This is a genomic window from Enterobacter sp. KB-221C9 (assembly GCF_041320715.1).
GTDB lineage: Bacteria > Pseudomonadota > Gammaproteobacteria > Enterobacterales > Enterobacteriaceae > Enterobacter > Enterobacter asburiae_D.
The window spans coordinates 59361-76981 of the sequence record NZ_JBGIWG010000006.1; the positions used below are offsets into that span (position 1 = coordinate 59361).

22 protein-coding genes are annotated in these 17621 nt (G+C 58.4%); 12 read left to right on the forward strand and 10 right to left on the reverse strand.

The features are described from left to right. Nucleotides 1–157: 157 nt before the first annotated feature. Nucleotides 158–319, forward strand: coding sequence for a DUF1127 domain-containing protein (locus AB8846_RS10445; RefSeq protein WP_023334364.1), 162 nt, complete (start codon nucleotides 158–160; stop codon nucleotides 317–319). 85 nt (nucleotides 320–404) lie between these two features. Here AB8846_RS10445 and AB8846_RS10450 read toward each other — a convergent pair whose 3' ends face one another. After that, a complete protein-coding gene (locus AB8846_RS10450) occupies nucleotides 405–1793 on the reverse strand; it encodes a PLP-dependent aminotransferase family protein (protein ID WP_370732661.1) in 1389 nt (462 codons plus the stop codon). A gap of 101 nt (nucleotides 1794–1894) precedes the next feature. On the opposite strand from AB8846_RS10450, the gene AB8846_RS10455 reads away from it, so the two are divergent. Continuing rightward, nucleotides 1895–2374: a carboxymuconolactone decarboxylase family protein gene (locus tag AB8846_RS10455; protein ID WP_014882392.1), complete on the forward strand. Its 480-nt coding sequence runs from the start codon at nucleotides 1895–1897 to the stop codon at nucleotides 2372–2374. On the opposite strand, the gene AB8846_RS10460 is transcribed toward AB8846_RS10455, so the two are convergent. Further along, the gene (locus AB8846_RS10460; protein WP_370732662.1) at nucleotides 2361–3263 is read right to left on the reverse strand and encodes a LysR family transcriptional regulator; all 903 of its coding nucleotides are present in this window, start codon (nucleotides 3261–3263) and stop codon (nucleotides 2361–2363) included. The genes AB8846_RS10455 and AB8846_RS10460 overlap by 14 nt on opposite strands. A gap of 100 nt (nucleotides 3264–3363) precedes the next feature. On the opposite strand from AB8846_RS10460, the gene AB8846_RS10465 reads away from it, so the two are divergent. Further along, nucleotides 3364–4779: an aldehyde dehydrogenase family protein gene (locus AB8846_RS10465; protein WP_370732663.1), complete on the forward strand. Its 1416-nt coding sequence runs from the start codon at nucleotides 3364–3366 to the stop codon at nucleotides 4777–4779. Nucleotides 4780–4829: 50 nt separating this feature from the next. On the opposite strand, the gene AB8846_RS10470 is transcribed toward AB8846_RS10465, so the two are convergent. Both AB8846_RS10470 and AB8846_RS10475 read right to left on the reverse strand, forming a co-directional pair. Continuing rightward, the gene (locus AB8846_RS10470) at nucleotides 4830–5351 is read right to left on the reverse strand and encodes a GNAT family N-acetyltransferase (RefSeq protein ID WP_331413519.1); all 522 of its coding nucleotides are present in this window, start codon (nucleotides 5349–5351) and stop codon (nucleotides 4830–4832) included. A gap of 3 nt (nucleotides 5352–5354) precedes the next feature. Then, nucleotides 5355–5624, reverse strand: coding sequence for a DUF1778 domain-containing protein (locus AB8846_RS10475; protein WP_063143245.1), 270 nt, complete (start codon nucleotides 5622–5624; stop codon nucleotides 5355–5357). A 216-nt stretch (nucleotides 5625–5840) separates the two neighbouring features. On the opposite strand from AB8846_RS10475, the gene AB8846_RS10480 reads away from it, so the two are divergent. Continuing rightward, the gene (locus AB8846_RS10480; RefSeq protein WP_370732664.1) at nucleotides 5841–6164 is read left to right on the forward strand and encodes an antibiotic biosynthesis monooxygenase; all 324 of its coding nucleotides are present in this window, start codon (nucleotides 5841–5843) and stop codon (nucleotides 6162–6164) included. Between the two features lie 68 nt (nucleotides 6165–6232). Beyond that, on the forward strand, nucleotides 6233–6928 hold the full coding sequence (locus AB8846_RS10485) for an ArsR/SmtB family transcription factor (RefSeq protein ID WP_370732665.1): 696 nt from the start codon (nucleotides 6233–6235) through the stop codon (nucleotides 6926–6928). Nucleotides 6929–7001: 73 nt separating this feature from the next. Here AB8846_RS10485 and AB8846_RS10490 read toward each other — a convergent pair whose 3' ends face one another. Beyond that, complete coding sequence (locus AB8846_RS10490; RefSeq protein WP_370732666.1) at nucleotides 7002–8159, reverse strand: DDE-type integrase/transposase/recombinase; 1158 nt, start codon at nucleotides 8157–8159, stop codon at nucleotides 7002–7004. Between the two features lie 214 nt (nucleotides 8160–8373). Here AB8846_RS10490 and AB8846_RS10495 point away from each other — a divergent pair, with 214 nt between their 5' ends. The 3 genes from AB8846_RS10495 to AB8846_RS10505 are packed head-to-tail and all read left to right on the forward strand — an operon-like array spanning nucleotide 8374 to nucleotide 10980. After that, complete coding sequence (locus tag AB8846_RS10495) at nucleotides 8374–8844, forward strand: MarR family winged helix-turn-helix transcriptional regulator (protein ID WP_063143248.1); 471 nt, start codon at nucleotides 8374–8376, stop codon at nucleotides 8842–8844. Next, complete coding sequence (locus AB8846_RS10500) at nucleotides 8841–9908, forward strand: HlyD family secretion protein (RefSeq protein ID WP_121932425.1); 1068 nt, start codon at nucleotides 8841–8843, stop codon at nucleotides 9906–9908. Before AB8846_RS10495 ends, AB8846_RS10500 begins: the two co-directional genes overlap by 4 nt. Nucleotides 9909–9912: 4 nt before the next feature. Then, the gene (locus tag AB8846_RS10505; protein WP_370732667.1) at nucleotides 9913–10980 is read left to right on the forward strand and encodes a DUF2955 domain-containing protein; all 1068 of its coding nucleotides are present in this window, start codon (nucleotides 9913–9915) and stop codon (nucleotides 10978–10980) included. On the opposite strand, the gene AB8846_RS10510 is transcribed toward AB8846_RS10505, so the two are convergent. After that, nucleotides 10968–11348, reverse strand: coding sequence for a tautomerase family protein (locus AB8846_RS10510; RefSeq protein WP_370732668.1), 381 nt, complete (start codon nucleotides 11346–11348; stop codon nucleotides 10968–10970). The two genes, AB8846_RS10505 and AB8846_RS10510, sit on opposite strands and share 13 nt — an antisense overlap. Continuing rightward, on the reverse strand, nucleotides 11348–11656 hold the full coding sequence (locus AB8846_RS10515) for a carboxymuconolactone decarboxylase family protein (protein ID WP_370732669.1): 309 nt from the start codon (nucleotides 11654–11656) through the stop codon (nucleotides 11348–11350). Before AB8846_RS10515 ends, AB8846_RS10510 begins: the two co-directional genes overlap by 1 nt. Before the next feature lie 95 nt (nucleotides 11657–11751). On the opposite strand from AB8846_RS10515, the gene AB8846_RS10520 reads away from it, so the two are divergent. Further along, on the forward strand, nucleotides 11752–12615 hold the full coding sequence (locus tag AB8846_RS10520) for a LysR substrate-binding domain-containing protein (protein WP_370732670.1): 864 nt from the start codon (nucleotides 11752–11754) through the stop codon (nucleotides 12613–12615). Here AB8846_RS10520 and AB8846_RS10525 read toward each other — a convergent pair. After that, nucleotides 12605–13873: a DUF445 domain-containing protein gene (locus AB8846_RS10525; protein ID WP_370732765.1), complete on the reverse strand. Its 1269-nt coding sequence runs from the start codon at nucleotides 13871–13873 to the stop codon at nucleotides 12605–12607. The two genes, AB8846_RS10520 and AB8846_RS10525, sit on opposite strands and share 11 nt — an antisense overlap. Nucleotides 13874–14044: 171 nt before the next feature. Between AB8846_RS10525 and AB8846_RS10530 the strand changes: the two genes are divergently transcribed. Beyond that, nucleotides 14045–14332: a BrnT family toxin gene (locus AB8846_RS10530; RefSeq protein ID WP_010427219.1), complete on the forward strand. Its 288-nt coding sequence runs from the start codon at nucleotides 14045–14047 to the stop codon at nucleotides 14330–14332. Further along, nucleotides 14319–14621: a BrnA antitoxin family protein gene (locus AB8846_RS10535; protein ID WP_116342305.1), complete on the forward strand. Its 303-nt coding sequence runs from the start codon at nucleotides 14319–14321 to the stop codon at nucleotides 14619–14621. Before AB8846_RS10530 ends, AB8846_RS10535 begins: the two co-directional genes overlap by 14 nt. Nucleotides 14622–14651: 30 nt before the next feature. Here the strand turns inward: AB8846_RS10535 and AB8846_RS10540 are convergent, their stop codons facing one another. Together AB8846_RS10540 and AB8846_RS10545 are read right to left on the reverse strand one after the other, a co-directional pair. Next, a complete protein-coding gene (locus AB8846_RS10540; protein ID WP_370732671.1) occupies nucleotides 14652–15290 on the reverse strand; it encodes a LysE family translocator in 639 nt (212 codons plus the stop codon). A 47-nt stretch (nucleotides 15291–15337) separates the two neighbouring features. Beyond that, nucleotides 15338–16081, reverse strand: a complete 744-nt coding sequence (locus AB8846_RS10545) for an AraC family transcriptional regulator (protein WP_370732672.1) — start codon at nucleotides 16079–16081, stop codon at nucleotides 15338–15340. Nucleotides 16082–16232: 151 nt separating this feature from the next. On the opposite strand from AB8846_RS10545, the gene AB8846_RS10550 reads away from it, so the two are divergent. Beyond that, nucleotides 16233–17603, forward strand: coding sequence for an NAD-dependent succinate-semialdehyde dehydrogenase (locus AB8846_RS10550; RefSeq protein ID WP_370732673.1), 1371 nt, complete (start codon nucleotides 16233–16235; stop codon nucleotides 17601–17603). Nucleotides 17604–17621 lie beyond the last annotated feature (18 nt).

Sequence of the window (17621 nt, forward strand, 5' to 3'; positions counted from 1 at the left end):
CCATACAGATTGTAAAACCAGTACAGATTGCCGTAAAAATTGGCATGCAGATACTGTTTTAGCGGATCTGTATGTTAAACAAAAGTTGTTTTTGAGTCTGTATTGCACAGACCGATTTCCAGGATGATAACCCCACTGGTACAGTGAGGAGAGCATCATGGAATTCTATGAGAATCGTTCAAAACGTCCGTTCGTCGTGTTTGTCTGGATCGGCAAAACGATCTGCAACTGGTATCGCATCAACCGTACCCGCCGCATTCTGAGCCAGATGAGCGACGAGCAGCTCAAGGACGTTGGGTTGTCGCGGTATGATGTGTGAGGCATTTATCGCCCGGTGGCGCTTCGCTTACCGGGCCTACGGGATCGAGTAGGCCGGGTAAGGCGTAGCCGCCACCCGGCGATTTTCAGCTCAACAGCCCAAGCGTCTGCCGCTTCGGCCTTTCCAGCAAATCCACCGCCTCCTGATACGACCGCACGTTGTTATAGCCCATCACCAGCCCGTAGCGTTTGCCCGACCCGCGATACCACTCCGAAAGCGCATTCACCTGCAGCTGCTGTTCCTGCCAGCAGCGCGCCACTTCCCGGTCACAGCTTCCTCTGGTCAGAAACGCCACAACATGCATCCCGCCGTCGTTTTGCTCGGTGAAAAACAGATCGCCATAAACCTCCTGCAGGGCGGCAATCATCCAGTCGCGGCGGGTCTGATACAGCGTGCGCATCTTTTTCAGGTGACGGAAAAAATGCCCTTCGTTGAGAAACGCGGTGAGGATCTTTTGCGTCAGCACCGGCTGGCCGCTGGTGGTAATGTCCGCGCAGTCGGTAAAGGCCCCGACGGTGCTGGCGGGCATCACCACGTAGCCCATGCGCAGCGACGGCATGATGGTTTTACTGAAGGTGCCCATAAAAATCACCCGGTCGTGCTGGTCCAGGCTTTTCAGCGACGGCAGCACCTTGCGGGTGTAGTGAAACTCCCCGTCGTAATCGTCTTCAATGATCCACGCCTCGTTCTGGCTGGCCCAGTCGAGCAGCTGCTGCTTGCGCGGCAGGGAGAGGGTGACCGCCAGCGGGCTCTGGTGCGACGGAGTGACGATGGCAAAACGGGCGTCGCGATGGTGGCGGAGCAGGTAGTCCGTATCGATACCGCAGCGATCGACCGGCACCGTGTGCAGGCGCGGCACGATCCGCTTGAGCAGCTGCTGGCCCATAAAATAGCCCGGATCTTCAAACACCACCTTGTCGCTGCGGCTGGCAAGCGTGTCGAGGATCAGCCGCAGGCTGCCGCTGTAGCCGCTGGTGATCAGCACCTGTTCGGCGCTGCAGGACAGCCCGCGTGAGATATTGAGATAGCGGGCGATGGCCTGGCGCAGCGGATACCAGCCCAGGACGGGCGGATTGAGCATCTCCTCCTGACGCATGGCGCGCGTCGCCTGGCCCGCCAGCAGCAGCCATTTTTTATACGGAAAGCTGTCAAGGGCGGGGATGCCGGGGCGCAGAAACCCCGCCCGCTCGCGCTGGCTGATGAGCGATGCCGGGAGCGTGCCGGTGGGCTGTTCCGCAGGGGCAGTCTTATCCGGCAGCAGTAAATCCGGGTTGACCCGCGTGCCGCGCGCGCCCTGGCTCACCAGATACCCTTCGCCTGTCAGAATGGCATACGCCGTTTCGACAGTTTTACGCGCCACCTTCAGCTCTTCCGCCAGCACGCGGATGGCAGGCACCTTATCGCCCGGCTTCAGCACGCCGCGCGTGATGTTGTCGCGATAGCGGGAATAAATCTCGTGATAGCCCGGCTTCATGTCCTACCTCGTTTCACGCTTTTTGTATCTTTTTACTATGTCATGAACGGCGTAGATTTGCCTCATCGCATGACACATGCCGCACAAAAAGAGGAAAGACAATGAGCACCCGCGTTAACCACCATAAAGTTACACCTGCCCTCGCCAACGCCCTGTCCGCCCTGAGCATGGAAGTGGCAAAAACCTCCATCGACCCGGCGCTGAAGCACCTGATCGACATTCGCGTGTCGCAGCTGAACGGCTGCACCTTCTGCCTGGATATGCACTCGAAAGAGGCCAAAATCGCCGGCGAGCGCGAGCTGCGCCTGTACCATCTGGCGGCCTGGCGCGAGTCCCCATTGTTCAGCGCCCGCGAGAAAGCCGCGCTGGCCTTCACCGAAGCGCTGACCCAGATTGGCGTTCACGGCGTGAGCGACGCGCTGTATCGCAGCGTGGCGGAGCACTTCTCGGACGTTGAGATTTCAGAGCTGAACTTCGCCATCGTGGCGATCAACGCCTGGAACCGTCTGGGGATCACCTCCCGCATGGCGCCGGGCTCGCTGGACGCGGCTTACGGGCTGAATAAGGCTAACCTGGAATAATCCCGCGCTCGCGGATCGTCGCCACCAGCGCCCGTAGCCCTGGCGGAACGTGGCGATGGCCGGGGTAATACAGGCGCAGCCCGGCAAAAGGCTGCGCCCAGTCGTCTAAGACGCTCACCAGTTCTCCCCGCTCAAGCTCTTCCCGGATATACAGTTCCGGCAAAAATCCCACCCCTAATCCCGCTTTTACGGCGCGGATCGAGGCAAAAAGATCGGACGTCGCAAAGCGCGGCGGCACGGCAAGGGCGTACGTTTCCCCCCGACGCGCCAGCTCCCAGCGGTAGATCCCGCCGTGGGCCATGCGCATGCCGATCCCCTGATGTGAAAGCAGATCGTCCGGCGTCTGCGGAATGCCGTGACGTGCAAAATACTCCGGCGTGGCGGTGACCAGTTGGCGGATCTCCCCGGTCAGCGGTACGGCGATCATGTCCTGCGGCACGGACTCCTCAAGGCGGATCCCCGCGTCAAAGCCTTCCGCGACGATGTCGATCATTCGCGCTTCGCTGACGGTCTCTACGCGCATCTTCGGGTAGAGGATCATAAAGTCGATCAGCAGCTGGTCCAGAAACAGGGTGCCGATATGGTTCGGCACGTTCAGACGCAGCGTGCCGGCGGGTTCCCCGGTGTCGCTGTGGATCTCCTCGCTGGCGAGACGGATCTCCTGCAGGGCCGGGCCGATACGCGCCACGTAGCGCTGTCCGGCGTCGGTGAGCGCCACGCTGCGGGTGGTGCGGTTAAAGAGGCGGGTATCAAGGCGGCTCTCCAGCCCGGCGATGGCGTTGCTTACCGCCGTGGCGGACATGCCCAGCTCCTGCGCTGCGGCGCGAAAGCTGCCGCGCCGCACTACCGCCATCACCACTTCCAGCTCTGTCAGACCTGAACGATGCATAGATTATCCTGAAAATCGAAACAACCCTTGCAGCATAGCGTGGATTATCGCAACGGAAAAGCCGTGCCAGACTGTGCTCACACAGCCTGAGGAGGTTTATATGCACACCATCGAACAGATCTTTATTAACGGCGAATTTGTTACTCCGCACGGCACCGAGTGGTTTGATTTGTACAACCCGGCGACGGCGCGGGTCATCGGCAAGGTTCGTCTGGCGGATGAGGTCGACGCAGAGCGCGCCATTGCGGCGGCAAAAGCGGCGTTTCCGGCGTGGTCGCAGACCACAAAGCAGGAACGCATCGCGGCGCTAAAACGAATGCACGCCGCCGTGGCCGCTCGCCACGACGATCTGCTCGACGCGATCGTTGAAGAGTACGGCGCGCCCGCCTCGCGCTCGGCGTGGATGGCCAGCTATCCGGCGGAGGTGATTGCTCAGGCCATTGAGGCTCTGGAGGCGTTTGCATTCGTCACCCCCGCAGGCGCGGCAACGGTGCAGATGACGCCGCTTGGCGTAGCAGGGCTGATTACGCCGTGGAACAGCGACGCGGGGTTTATCTGCGGCAAGCTGGCGGCCGCGCTGGCTGCGGGCTGTACGGCAGTCATCAAGCCGAGCGAAATGAGCGCCCTGCAAACCCGGATTGTCACCGAAGCGCTGCGCGATTCCGCGCTGCCGCCGGGCGTGTTTAACATCGTCACCGGGCGCGGCGAGACGGTAGGTGAGACCATCAGCCGCCATCCGGACGTGGCAAAAATCTCGTTTACCGGCTCCACGAATACCGGTAAGGCGATCCTGCGCAACGCGGCGGAGAGCTTTAAGCGCGTGACCCTGGAGTTAGGCGGCAAATCGCCGACGATCCTGCTGGATGATGTGGATCTGGCGCAGGCGATCCCATTGGTGATTCAGGCCGGGTTTATGAACAGCGGGCAGGCGTGCGTGGCCGGGACGCGCATTCTGGTGCCGCAGGCGCGTAAGGCGGAGATCGAAACCGCGCTGGCGCAGGCCGTGTCGACGGTGAAATCCGGCGACCCGCGCGACAGCGCGACGGACCTCGGCCCGATGGTCAGCGAAAAGCAGTGGCAGCGGGTACAGGGCTATATCCGTAAAGGCATCGAAGAGGGGGCGCGTCTGCTGGCGGGTGGAGAAGGGAGACCGGACGGGACGCGAGACGGCTGGTTTGTGCGCCCGACGCTATTTGCCGACGTGAACAACCAGATGGCGGTTGCCCGTGACGAGATTTTCGGCCCGGTGCTGTGCGCGATCCCCTATCGTGACGAGGCGGAGGCGATCGCCATTGCCAATGACACAGAATACGGACTGAGCGCGATGGTGCTGGGCGGCGATGCGAACCGCGCGCGCCGCGTGGCGCAGCAGATTGTTTCCGGTCGCGTGCTGGTGAACACGCTAGCCCATGAACCGAAAGCGCCGTTCGGCGGATTTAAGCACTCCGGCGTGGGGCGCGAGATGGGCGAGTGGGGGATTCGGGCATTTATGGAGCCGAGGTCGATTCTGGGTTAAGACCGCTGAAGGTAAAGTACGCCCCGCTAGCCGGGGCGTTACGTGCTTGATCACTCTTCAAACACGCTCTCAAAGGTTTTCGTCGGCAAGAACAGGGTGAATTCATTCTCGGCCAGGAGCGGTATGAACCCCATTTTGAGGTAAAAATCTTTGGCTTTATGGTTGAGTGCTTCGACAAACAGGCCGTGAATGCCGACGGCAAAGGAGGCCAAATAAACGGTCCTCATGGCATGAATAACGAGTAATTCTCCGTAGCCTTGCCCCTGAATATGTTTATCAATCGCCAGACGGCCAAGGGTGACGCTCGGCACATTTTTATAAGGAATACGTTTTTGCTGAGTTTTAGAGGGCAGGTAAGCCTTTTCAAAACAGCTTCCGGAGAGCGTGTAATAGCCCAGAATACGCGGTTTTGGCTCTCGTGTGGTGAGGACATAACCCCGCAAAAACTTTCCACGATGCTGGCGTTTCAGGTGTTCCGTCAGGAAAGTGTTAAGGCTCTCTTCTCCACAGTCGAACTGGCTTAGGTCGTACTCAACGTCTTCTGAAAAAATCCCTATCTTCACGTCGTTCACGTTTTACTCCATATCCAGGAGACGCTTAGCCGCTCGCTTCAGGCGGTCATTTGGCGCAGGCGGATTGCTGATGGCATCCATCACCGTATTCCAGGATGCCTCGCTAAGGACCAGGCGGCGGTGCTGGTCAATTACCTCTGCTGCGCGTTCAGAGGCTGTGCTGACCATGAATTGTGAAATCGACTGGTTTGTCATTGCCGCCGCTTCTTCGATCATGTTTTTGTCATCTTCGGTTAACCGGAGATCGATGCGCTGTTTCTTCAGTGCTGACATGGTTTCATTCTCAATCTTTATCCTGGCTTAACGCCTCGTTTTACCTGTAAAACTAATGTACGGCATTTATCCGTACATTAATCATAGGTGCGTCATCACCGGAATTCAACGAGAAGTTGAGCGCAACGCCATCCGGCACAACACTTCGCTCCTTACCGAAGCATTGTGCTTTTTCCTCCTGCATTCTTTCCTCATCCTCACAACGGAGAGACACCCATGATTGCAGTCATTTTCGAAGAGAAAGCCGCGCCCGAGCACCAGGCGCGCTACCTGCAGCTCGCCGCCGAACTCAAGCCTCTGCTGGCGGACATCGACGGCTTTATTGATATCGAACGTTTTCAGAGCCTGACCACCGACGGCAAAATCCTTTCCCTTTCCTGGTGGCGGGACGAAGAGGCCGTCCGCCGCTGGAAGCAGAACGTGTTTCACCAGGCCGCGCAGGCCGAAGGGCGGGAGTCGATTTTTTCTTTCTACCGCATTCGGGTGGCGCAGCTGGTGCGGGAGTACAGCTCCGAAACCGAAGGGCACGCGGATGTATGACGTTCACCTTATTCTGCCGACAGATAATGATAAGCTGGCCGCAGAGATAACCAGACCCTGGGCGACGAATGCTAAAGACGAGCTTACCCCCTGATAACAGCGCGGCGCTGGAGCAGGCCGTTGCGGCGGCGGCGGCGGCAATGGCCGATCCGTCGCGCGTGAAGATGCTGTGCGCGCTGATGGACGGGCGGGCGTGGACCGCTACCGAGCTGAGCGCGGCGGCAGACGTTGCGCCGTCGACCGCCAGCGGGCATCTCGCCCGGCTGGTGGAAGGGCAGCTGATTACCTGCCTGTCACAGGGACGGCATCGCTACTATCGCCTTGCCGGGCACGACGTGGCGGCGCTGGTCGAGCAGATGATGGGGCTCTCCTGGAGCCGCATCACCCCGCCGGAAACCACCGCGCCGAAAGCCATGCGCGAAGCGCGAACCTGCTACGACCATCTTGCCGGAACGATCGCGGTACAAATCTATGATTTCATGCAGGCGGAAGCGTGGCTGGAGGTAGACGGTTCAGCGCTCACGCCGTATGGCCGCGAGCAGTTCCTGAAGCTCGGTATTCCGCTAACGCCTCACCCCCGTCGCAAGGCCTGCTGCGCCTGTCTGGACTGGAGCGAGCGGCGGTTTCATCTTGGCGGCGAGGCCGGCGCGGCGCTGTTGATTTATCTGGAAAGTAAAGGGTGGATCCAGCGGGTGGCGGGGTACAGGGAGGTGGTGGTGACAGCTTCCGGGAAAAGTGCCGTTCAGAGACTTTTTAGCCGCTAAAAAAAGCCCGGTGGCGCTGGGTATGACCGGATACATAGGTGACAGATCAGACCGGGAACATAGGTAACACTTTTTAGTCTATCCGGAGCACACTCTGGGTTTTTCGGTCATAGTACGCAAGCGTTATTCCGTTAAAGATGATGGCCTCAAGGCCATCATCTTGTTCTTCCAGCATGATGTACTCATCAGTCAGCGCTTCACTCAGGAACACCGTCCCCTTTTTCCCCATATAGAGTGTCCCCCTCGATTTCACCCTGTAGACCGTCCCTCCCTCCGGATAAGCATATTCAGGAACCCTGCCATCCCAGTGACGGCCTGAGGGCTTCCACACCGTTCCGGGCGTTGCACCCGCCAGGGCTTCATGCGGCCTTTCGTGGTTAAACTCTTCCCGGTAGTCACTGAACCACCGCTGTTGTTCTTCCATCGTCATGAAGGTGTTGCCCTGTTTCACTGCACTTTTCAGCGAGCGGTGCATTCGCTCATGACGGCCGTTTTCTTCCGGATGCCCCTTTCTGATACGTTCCGGTCTGATGCCCAGCTTTATCAGCCAGACGGCAAGGCGACTTAACCCGGCGATACCTGTTCCCGCGAACGGCTGACCATTATCCGTTCTCAGGACTTCCGGCAGACCGTACTCCAGGAACGCATCCGTCAGGCACTGCCTGACGAAGGGCTCGCTCTCCCGGTCCGTTCCCCGGCAGCTCAGAAGATACCGGCTGTGATTGTCGGTCAGGGTGAAGGGATGGCAGTATTCCCGGCTCAGCAGCCTGAACTTGCCTTTAAAATCAGCGCTCCAGACCTGATTGTTCTCACTGATGGTGGTCAGGGGCTGGCGATTACCCGGTGTTCTGCGTTTTCTCTTTTTATCCGGAACCAGGCCTTCACGCTTGAGGATATCGCCGATAGTGCTGGCAGCAGGTACGGTAAAATCGACGTGATGATTGAGCAGCCACATCCGCAGTTTTTTGGGGCCCCAGTCAGGGTGTTTTTGACGCAGGGCAGTCAGGTGTCCGGCGATATCATCAGGAACCGTCCGGGAGTGGGAGCGTGGCGCGCGCGACCGGTCAGAGAGAGATGACAGGTCAGAGGGGTCAAAACGCTGAAGCCATTTATAGCCGGTTTTACGGCTGATGCCAAAAAGACGGCAAAGAGCGGAGAAGGAGTCCGTACCTGCATGGCAGGCACGGATAAAATCAAGGCGTTGCATAGGTCGGGTCTCAGTCCAGGGCATAGCGAGTCTCCTCTTCTATGCCAGTTATAACTGTTACCCATGTATCCGGTCTAAAGTGTTACCCATGTTTCCGGTTCATACCCTGCGCTTACCGGGCCTACGTGTAAATCGCCTCCCGTAACGCCTTTCGCAATTCCTGCGCTTTTCCCTCTCGTTTCTTGATACTTACCCTGATAACTATTATCTTGACCGCGTGTGACGAGAGGTTTCCCCCATGAGTGAAGAAGAACTGTTCTGCCGCAGGCCGATGGGTATGCGGATGGCGATGATCGTGCGCCAGTGGCGTGCCGTCATTGACGATGCCATTCTCGATACCGGGTTAACCCAGTCGAGCTGGACGGTGATGATGCAACTGCATCAGCTCGGGGATAACGTCTCGATGAGTGAGCTGGCGGAGGTGCAGGGTATTGAACTGCCGCCGCTGATGCGCACCCTCACACAGCTGGAAAAGCAGGGTTACCTGCTGCGCGCCGTATCGCCTTATGACAAGCGCATCCGGCTTCTGACGCTGACGCCTGAGGGAAAAGCCATATTAAAAAGGCTCACTCAGGTGATTGAGACCTATCAGGCGCGCGTATCGCAAAACATCGCGCCGGAACATATCGACATTTTCAGCGCCACCCTGAATCAAATCGCCTGCAATTTGCGGACAATCCGCGAAGAAGATAACAAGACCGAAAAATAATGACTCCTGAACAAAAGTTTGCCCGCTGGGTAAGGGTGAGTATTGCCTCTTTCCTGCTGATGTTTGTCTACTTTATCGTCGCGGATATCTGGATCCCGCTGACGCCGGACTCCACCGTGATGCGCGTGGTGACGCCGGTTTCTCCGCGCGTCTCCGGGTATGTGGCGGCGGTACATGTCCACAACAACAGCCAGGTGAAGAAAGGCGATCTGCTGTTTGAACTCGACGACACGCCGTTTCGCAATAAAGTGGAAGCGGCGCAAATCGCGCTTGAGCAGGCCCGCCTTTCCAACGAACAGCTGGACGCGCAGATCGCCGCCGCGCAGGCCAGCCTGAAAACCGCCGTGCTGACCGCACGCAACGACAAAGTGACCTTCGACCGCTACCAGAAGCTGAGCACGCTGCAGAACGTTTCGCAGGCGGATCTGGATAAGGTTCGCACCACCTGGCAGAGCAGCGAGCAGTCCGTCAGCTCCATCCAGGCCAATATCCATAACCTGCGCATTCAGCGCGGCGAGCGGGACGAGCACCGCAACGTGACGCTGCAAAAATACCGTAACGCGCTGGATGAAGCGGAACTCAACCTCGGCTGGACGAAGGTCTACGCCCAGGCGGACGGCACGGTCAGTAACCTGCAGTTAAGCCCGGGCTTCTATGCTTCGTCCGGCTCTGCCGCGCTGGCGCTGGTGAACAACCAGACCGATATCGTGGCCGATTTCCGTGAGAAGAGTTTGCGCCACACCCATCAGGGCACCGATGCCGCCGTGGTGTTTGACGCCTTTCCGGGGCACGTTTTCCGCGCCCACGTGACCAGCAGCGATGCGGGGATACTGGCGGGTCAGGAGGCCGTTAATGGCCAGCTGTCCGAGCCGGAAACCTCCAACCGCTGGGTACGCGATGCCCAACGCATGCGCATCCACGTGGCGCTGGACGAAGAATTGCCGAAGCATCTGCCGACCGGCGCGCGCGCGACCGTGCAGCTCTATAACAGCGAAGGGCCGTTTGCGCGCTTCTTCTCCGGGATGCAGATCCACCTGGTGAGCCTGCTTCACTATGTTTATTAGTTCGATGTCTATTAGCACCCTGGCGCGGGTCTTTACCCCGCACGGCAACATCGTCTACACGGCAAACGACTTTCGCCAGACCCTGCGCATCGTCTTTGCCGGGATGATTGCGCTGAGCATCTCCAGCTTCTACAACACCAGCTACGGCGTGTTTTTCGTGGTCTACCCGATCATGCTGCTGTCGCTGGTGCCGGTATTTAATCGCCACGTGGCGAAGCAGTTTATCTTCAGCGCCGCGCTAAACTGCGTTGAAATGGTGCTTATCATCGGCTATCTGTCCCAATGGCCGGTCATCATGACGCTGGTGGTCTTTGCCCTGTACGTGATGCGCTTTCGCTTTATGAGCAAGGGGCCGCTGTTCCTGTTTGGCTCAATGGGCGTGGTGTGCCAGAGCGTGATGCTCAACTTTATGAGCTACCCCACTACCAGCTGGCACACGCTGCTGTTTTCCAACATCGAAGCGAGCGTGATGGCGGTGTGCCTGAGCGCGCTGATGAACTATCTCCTGCCGGACGTTGAGCCCCGCAAGCCGCCGCCGCTGATTGAGAAAGACGATGCCCGCGTGCGCCACGAGTCGCTGCTCTCCGGCACCGTCGCGACGCTGATTTTCGTGGTGTTCCAGATTAGCGACTTAAGCGATTCGCTTTCGGCGCTGATGGCGGGGATTTTGATCCTGTTCCCGATGCACTATCGTGGTTCGGTGATGAGCTCTATCTGGCGTGTGGTCGGCGTGGTACTGGGCTGTCTCTATATTCTGGTGGTGCAGCTGATCCTCTACGATCACAGCAGCCATATGCTATTGATGATGCCGCTGATCGGCCTCGGGCTGGCGTTTGGCGCGCGCCTGCACGTGATGGAAAAGGTGGGCGCGGGCGTGGGGTTTTCCAGCATTACCACCATCGGCATTATGTTCGGGCAGAACATGCACCCGGACACTGACCTGGTGTTCAGCGATCTGTACCGCATCACCTCCGTCACCTTTTCGCTGGTCGCAACGCTGACGATGGTCTTCCTGGTGCACCTGATCCTGAACCGCTTCGAGGCGACGCGCTACGTCATTCAGGGCTCATAGCGTATGCCGCCGCTGAAGCTCCAGTCCTCAGCGGCAGTAAACTGGATAACGACCATCACGTCCCCACCCTCGATGCTCATCTTCTCCTTCAGTTGCGCAGCCAACTGGTGATATAGCGCCGATTTCTGTTCTTCGCTCCTCGGCTTACCGGCCACGATATTGAACAATATCGCCCCCTCCGTTCTGCCCGGGCTGAGATAGTGCCGATCAATGTATCGATCCCCGGCAGCGAAGCATTCAAAAAAATGAAACCGATCCTGCGCGGGAACGGCGAAGGTTTCCGTCAGCGCTATGTGCAGAATGTCCGAGATCTGTTTTTTCTGCATCTCGCTATAGCGGTCGCCCGTCATGATGCGAACAAACGGCATTATTGTTTCTCCTCTGCCAGGCAGGTCAGGGCGCTGACGGCTGCCGGCCAGCCTGCGTAAAACGCCAGATGGGTAAACGCTTCGGCAATCTCATCGTCCGTCACGCCGTTTTGTCGGGCAAAGTCGATATGCCAGGGAAGCTGCGCGGTGCGCCCCAGTGCGGCCAGTGCAGCAAGCGTGATCAGGCTGCGATCCCGCGGGGCCAGCTGCGGACGCTGCCAGATATCGCCAAAAAGCACCTGCGAGCTGAGTTCCGCCAGTTTAGGGGAGACCTGCGCAAGCGTGTCGCGATTCAGTGGTGTGCTCATTTTTTCCTCCTGTTGTCTGGCAATGACTCTCGCAGGCTGCCACCATAAAGAAAATCGCAATGTATTGGATTAAATGTCCCGAAAATGAGGATCGTATGGATAAACGGTTTTCAGCATTAGACCTGGACGCGCTGCGCAGCTTTGTGGAGGGTATTCAGTCCACCAGCTTTGCCGTGGCGGCGGACAGGCTGTGTCGCTCCACGTCTGCGGTCAGCGCCCAGCTAAAAAAGCTGGAGCAGCAGTGCGGCGTGGCGCTTACCGTGAAGCAGGGGCGAACGCTGGCATTGACCCCAGAGGGTGAAATTCTGCTGAGCTACGCCCGACGCATGCTGGCGCTGAACGACGAGGCGCTCCGTGCAATCAGAGGGGAAACGCTGCAGGGAGAAGTACGTCTGGGTATGCAGGAGGACTTCGGGGAGTCTGTGATGCCGCAGGTTCTCGGCGATTTTCACAGACAACACCCTGAGCTCCGCATGATCGCACGCGTCGATCGCAACCCTCCGCTGCTGCGAGGCGTGGCGGCAAACGAACTCGATCTGGCGCTGGTCTGGCAGGAAGGACGAGAAGGCGATTATGTGCGCAGCGAACCGCTGGCATGGATTTGCAGATCCCGTGAGGACATAGAGGTACTTTTGCAACGAGGGGAGCCGCTGCCGCTGGTGATGTTTGACGCACCCTGCCTCCTGCGCAGCAGGGCCATCGCGGCGCTGGATGTCGCAGGAATACCCTGGCGTATCGTTTTTACCAGCCATAGCCTGAGTGGGCTGTGGGCGGGCGTCAGCGCAGGATTGGGTATTACGCTTCGCACGCGTATTGGCCTGCCAGAGACCTTACAGATCGACAACCGCCTGCTGCCCTATGCAGGGGAGCTGGGTATTGCGCTGCATCAGGGGGACGATACCGCCGATACAGCCATTTCCAGCATGAAGGCGCTGATCCTCAGGACGCTCAATGGATAAGCATTGGGATTTGCGAGAGTAAAAACAGGATCAGGCCAATCGTCCCGCCTACCAGCGTGCCGTTGACGCGGATGAACTGCAGATCTTTACCGATGTTAAGCTCAATCTGGCGGGACATGTCTTTGGCGTCCCAGCTTTTGACCGTGTCGCTGATGTGGCGGGTCAGAAACGCGGCGAAATCCGGTGCGAGGCGGTGCGCGGCCTGCTCCAGATGCTCGTTCAGCGACGCCCGCAGGCTGGCGTCATTTGTTAGCGTTTCGCCAAACCACAGCCCGGCGTTGGCGATGCGTTGCTTCACGCGTGAATCCTCGCTTTGCATATCCGCCTTCAGCCACTGGCGCAGGTCAGCCCACATCTCGCCCAGATAGCGGTTAAACGCCTCATCGTTTTTCAGATAGTGCTTGATGTTGTCGGCTTTCGCCGCCATCTCCGGATCGTTTTTCAGGTTGTCGATAAGCTTCAGCGTGGCGCGGTCAAACGCCTGGCGGATCTGGTGCGTGCGGTCGTGGCTGATATCGTCCAGCAGCGTGTTCACCGCGTTCGACACCATCTCCGCGCTTTGATCGCCCAGCCACTCGGTGGGCAGCACCATCGCTTTGCGCGGGTGTTCGGTCTTCAGCCAGTGGACAATCTGATCGGAGATAAACTCCCGCGTGCTTTCCCGCTGAATCAGGGTAATCAGACGGTTGATGATGGCGTCCAGCAGCACCTGGTGGCGGTTGTTTTTGGTCATGCTCTCCAGCATCACGGCGCTGGTTTCGGTGAAATCGACCTTATCAATCGCCTTGTGCACCGCCCGTTTAAGCAGGCGCTGTATGCGCCCGTCGTCCGTGAGTTCGAGAAAACCGCTCATCACCTGAATCAAATGCTGCCCGACGCGCTGGGCGTTGTCGGGCTGGCTGAACCAGGTGCCAATCATCTGCGCGGGCTCGTAGCGGCGGATTAGCGCCACCAGCGACTGAGTATCAAGAAACTTCTCCTGCACAAACTGGCCGAGATTGTCGCCGATCCGATCTTTATTGCGCGGAATAATCGCGGTATGGCGCGAGATAAACGGAATGGGCACCCGGCGGAACAGCGCGACCACGGCGAACCAGTCCGCCAGCGCGCCGACCATCGCCGCCTCGGCAATGGCCTTCACGCCGCGCACCCAGAAGGTCTGCGGCAGGAACAGGGTGGTGATAAATGCTGCGGCGGCAACCAGCAGCAGCGACAGCGCCAGCAGCTTGGCGCGTTTGAGTTCAGCTATTTTTTCCATGGGGTAAGGATAGAGGGAAGCGGGGGGAAAGTGCAAAGAAGGAGAAGGACCTTCGCGTTTCAGCATTCTGGAATGCGCCTTCAGAAAATGAAATTGAACGATGTCGACCGGTTCAATTTACGAATGTTTTGTATATGCTTTTTTGTATATACAATAAGGGAAGGGTACACTATGCCAACGGAGTTTGAATGGGATACCAACAAAGCGAAAAGTAATCTCATTAAGCATGGGATCCGCTTTGAAGAGGCTGTTCTGGTGTTTGACGATCCTTACCATTTATCTCTGCAGGATCGTCATGAAAATGGAGAGTTTCGTTGGCAGACCATTGGCCTTGTACATGGTCTAATTGTCATTATGGTCGCACACACGGTACGTTTTGAAAGTGGTGACGAAGTCATTCGAATCATTAGCGCACGAAAGGCGGACCGTAAAGAGAGGAGCCGTTATGAGCATGGTTAAACATAAACGCGGTAGTGCGCCTGAGGTTAGTGCTCGTCGTGAGGCTGAGCTCAAAGCACTTGCCGAAAAATCGGAAGCAGAGATTGATTACAGCGATATCCCTGCCACGGGGGATGAACAGTGGTCAGGGGCGGTGCGAGGGAAGTTCTATCGGCCACTCAAAACTCAGGCATCTGTACGTATCGACGCTGACGTGATGGAGTGGCTTAAACGGCCTGGAAAAGGTTACCAGACGAGGCTCAATGCCATTTTGCGTGAAGCAATGCTGCGCGATCAAAATAAAAAATAAGCAACGGGCGGCGTCAGGCTGCCCGCTATCTCAGCGTATAATTTCCAGTAGCCGCCACAGCACCCACCCACCAAACCCCATCAGCACCACTCCCGCCGTGCGCTCAATCCACCACAGCGAACGGCTAAGCTTCTGTTGAACCGCTCGTAACCCCATCAGCGACACCAGCGCCAGATCCCACGCCAGCACCATCATCACCATCCAGACGCCGCAGGTCGCCTGTTGAAGCAGCGTCACGTCCGGCCCCAGCAATGCCGTCATCAGCGCCAGATAGAACAGCGCGTTCTTCGGGTTTAACAGCGCCGAACCGAGCCCCAGCAGGATCTGCTTGCGCAGCGAAGGAAAGCGCTGGTGAGTTTCATTCAGCGCCAGCGCCTGAGGTCGGCTGCGCACCAGATGCGAGCCGATCCACAGCAGATATAGGGCCCCGCAAAGCTCTATAAGCGTAAACAGCCACGAAAACTGGCGCAGAGCGCTCCAGCCGATAATGACCAGAACAATATAGAGTGCGTTACCCGCGGCGATGCCGAGGCACAGCCCGGCGCTGCCGCGCAGCCTGTAACGCGCGGCGTAGCCCACCAGCAGGAAGAAATCCGGGCCCGGGCTTAACAGGGCAACAAAATGCGCCAGCGCCAGGGCGAGAAAAGCGGAAGGGAAGAACAGTTCCATAGCGACCTCGGTTAACAATCCGAGGTCAGAGTACGGCGCTGCAGAACCTATTTATTGTCTGATATTGATCGGCCCGTGGCGTACTGGCGAGGCGTGGCGGCAGTATAGCTCACGAAGGTCTTATGAAAATGGCTCTGGTCGGCAAAGCCGCTCTGGTAGCCGACGTCGGCAATATTATCCCCGGCGCGCAGCCGCGCTTTGGCGTATTCCACGCGGGAGATATTGAGGAAGCTGCCCGGCGTCAGGCCGGTGTCCTGCCTGAAGGTGCGGATCAGCGTCTCCTTGCGCAGCGAGAAGCGTTGGGCAAGCTCGTCGAGGGAAGGCGGGCTGGTGAGATCGGAAAGAAACGCCTCCTGAACCTGCTGGCTGGTTGAGCGAAGCGCGTCTGCGCTATCCGCACCGCGGGGAAGGGCAGAAAGCAGCGTCTCTACTGACGCAGGAGACATTGTCTCGACAACGTCCAGGTAGTGGGCAAACAGGTCAGGGCTACGAATCACCTGTAGCGCCAGAGTAAGCTCGGTGTCGATATAGAGCATATGGTAGCTGCGCGGATTCCCGGCGACGGGGTTGCAGCTGTGCGGCGCACAGGCCGGGATCACGATGAGGTCCCCGGGGTTAAGGATGTACTCTCTGTCGTGACACACGCAGCAGGTCTGGCCCTCCACAATCGCGCCGATGGAGAGCTGAGGGTGACTATGGCGTTTGTAAGCCTGCGTACTTTGCCAGGTGCTGCGCAGCTCAAAGCCTGAGGCGCGGTGAAATGTCTGCCGGACGTGTCGGGTATCGGTCATGGGCGCTCCTTCTGAAGGTTTTTTATACCACGTCAGCGAACCGTCCGGCAGCGCTTCATTAAGAACCTTCCGGATATACCCAACTTTACGCCCAGAGCCAGTCATGTTGACTACCCTTAATACCCTAAGCGGTAAAACAAGGAGATTCGACATGGCTTATCAGACAGTAAATCCTGCCACTAACCAGCTCATCAAAGAATACCCCTCACATACCGACGCGGATATCGAAGCGGCGCTCAAGGCGGCCGATGCGCTTTATCATTCGGACTGGGCGAAAGGCGATATCAGCCAGCGTCTGCCGGTGCTGCATAAGCTCGCCGACCTGATCGACGAGCGCGTGGAGGATCTGGCTAAAATCGCCAGCCAGGAGATGGGAAAGCTCATCGAACAGAGCCGCGGCGAGGTGAAGCTTTGCGCGCAAATCGCCCGCTACTACGCCGACAACGCGAAGCGGTTCCTGGCCCCGGTGAAGTACGACTCTGAGCTCGGGGAAGCGTGGGTGGAGCATCACCCCATCGGCGTGCTGATGGCCGTCGAGCCGTGGAACTTCCCGTACTACCAGCTGATGCGCGTTCTGGCGCCGAACCTGGCGGCGGGTAACCCGGTGATCGCCAAGCATGCCAGCATCGTGCCACACTGCGCCGAGACCTTTGCCCATCTGGTACGCGAGGCGGGCGCGCCGGAAGGAGCATGGACCAACCTGTTCATCTCTTCGGATCAGGTGGCGAACATTATTGCCGACGATCGCGTGCAGGGTGCCGCATTAACCGGCTCCGAAAAGGCCGGCAGCGTGGTGGCCTCGCAGGCGGCGAAGCACATCAAGAAATCTACGCTGGAGCTGGGCGGTAACGACGTGTTCGTGGTGCTGGACGATGCGGACCTGGACAAAGCGGTGAGGATCGGCGTGAATGCGCGACTCAACAACGCCGGACAGGTCTGCACCGCGGCGAAGCGCTTTATTCTGCATGAAAAGATTGCGGATGCCTTCCTGAGCAAATTCACCGAGGCGTTTAAGCAGGTGAAGATTGGCGACCCGCTGGACGAAAGCACCACGCTGGGGCCGCTGTCGTCCAAAGATGCGCTCGAAACGCTGACCAAACAGGTTAACGAGGCGGTGAAAAACGGTGCAACGCTGCACTATGGCGGCAAGCCCGTTCAGCGCGACGGGAGTTTCTTCGAACCGACGATCCTGACCAATATCTCGCGGGATAACCCGGCGTACTTCGAGGAGTTCTTCGGCCCGGTGGCGCAGGTGTATGTGGTGAAAAACGACGACGAAGCGGTCGCGCTGGCGAACGACTCCCACTACGGCCTTGGCGGGGCGGTATTCAGCCAGGATATTGAGCGCGCGAAGAAAATGGCGTCGCGCATTGAGACCGGGATGGTGTATATCAACTGGCTGACGGATACCGCGGCAGAACTGCCGTTCGGCGGCGTGAAGCGCTCCGGCTACGGACGCGAGCTGTCGGATCTGGGGATCAAAGAGTTTGTGAACCAGAAGCTGGTGGTGGTGCGTAATTAATTGCCGTCATAAAAAAAC

What these genes read in the sequence shown, in the direction of transcription:
- AB8846_RS10515 (WP_370732669.1), bottom strand. Translation starts at nt 11,656, where the DNA reads ATGAGCACACCACTGAATCGCGACACGCTTGCGCAGGTCTCCCCTAAA.
- AB8846_RS10480 (WP_370732664.1), top strand. Translation starts at nt 5,841, where the DNA reads ATGATTGCAGTCATTTTCGAAGAGAAAGCCGCGCCCGAGCACCAGGCG.
- AB8846_RS10505 (WP_370732667.1), top strand. Translation starts at nt 9,913, where the DNA reads ATGTCTATTAGCACCCTGGCGCGGGTCTTTACCCCGCACGGCAACATC.
- AB8846_RS10495 (WP_063143248.1), top strand. Translation starts at nt 8,374, where the DNA reads ATGAGTGAAGAAGAACTGTTCTGCCGCAGGCCGATGGGTATGCGGATG.
- AB8846_RS10445 (WP_023334364.1), top strand. Translation starts at nt 158, where the DNA reads ATGGAATTCTATGAGAATCGTTCAAAACGTCCGTTCGTCGTGTTTGTC.
- AB8846_RS10460 (WP_370732662.1), bottom strand. Translation starts at nt 3,263, where the DNA reads ATGCATCGTTCAGGTCTGACAGAGCTGGAAGTGGTGATGGCGGTAGTG.
- AB8846_RS10525 (WP_370732765.1), bottom strand. Translation starts at nt 13,873, where the DNA reads ATGGAAAAAATAGCTGAACTCAAACGCGCCAAGCTGCTGGCGCTGTCG.
- AB8846_RS10455 (WP_014882392.1), top strand. Translation starts at nt 1,895, where the DNA reads ATGAGCACCCGCGTTAACCACCATAAAGTTACACCTGCCCTCGCCAAC.
- AB8846_RS10520 (WP_370732670.1), top strand. Translation starts at nt 11,752, where the DNA reads ATGGATAAACGGTTTTCAGCATTAGACCTGGACGCGCTGCGCAGCTTT.
- AB8846_RS10510 (WP_370732668.1), bottom strand. Translation starts at nt 11,348, where the DNA reads ATGCCGTTTGTTCGCATCATGACGGGCGACCGCTATAGCGAGATGCAG.
- AB8846_RS10485 (WP_370732665.1), top strand. Translation starts at nt 6,233, where the DNA reads ATGCTAAAGACGAGCTTACCCCCTGATAACAGCGCGGCGCTGGAGCAG.
- AB8846_RS10475 (WP_063143245.1), bottom strand. Translation starts at nt 5,624, where the DNA reads ATGTCAGCACTGAAGAAACAGCGCATCGATCTCCGGTTAACCGAAGAT.
- AB8846_RS10550 (WP_370732673.1), top strand. Translation starts at nt 16,233, where the DNA reads ATGGCTTATCAGACAGTAAATCCTGCCACTAACCAGCTCATCAAAGAA.
- AB8846_RS10545 (WP_370732672.1), bottom strand. Translation starts at nt 16,081, where the DNA reads ATGACCGATACCCGACACGTCCGGCAGACATTTCACCGCGCCTCAGGC.
- AB8846_RS10540 (WP_370732671.1), bottom strand. Translation starts at nt 15,290, where the DNA reads ATGGAACTGTTCTTCCCTTCCGCTTTTCTCGCCCTGGCGCTGGCGCAT.
- AB8846_RS10465 (WP_370732663.1), top strand. Translation starts at nt 3,364, where the DNA reads ATGCACACCATCGAACAGATCTTTATTAACGGCGAATTTGTTACTCCG.
- AB8846_RS10530 (WP_010427219.1), top strand. Translation starts at nt 14,045, where the DNA reads ATGCCAACGGAGTTTGAATGGGATACCAACAAAGCGAAAAGTAATCTC.
- AB8846_RS10535 (WP_116342305.1), top strand. Translation starts at nt 14,319, where the DNA reads ATGAGCATGGTTAAACATAAACGCGGTAGTGCGCCTGAGGTTAGTGCT.
- AB8846_RS10450 (WP_370732661.1), bottom strand. Translation starts at nt 1,793, where the DNA reads ATGAAGCCGGGCTATCACGAGATTTATTCCCGCTATCGCGACAACATC.
- AB8846_RS10490 (WP_370732666.1), bottom strand. Translation starts at nt 8,159, where the DNA reads ATGCCCTGGACTGAGACCCGACCTATGCAACGCCTTGATTTTATCCGT.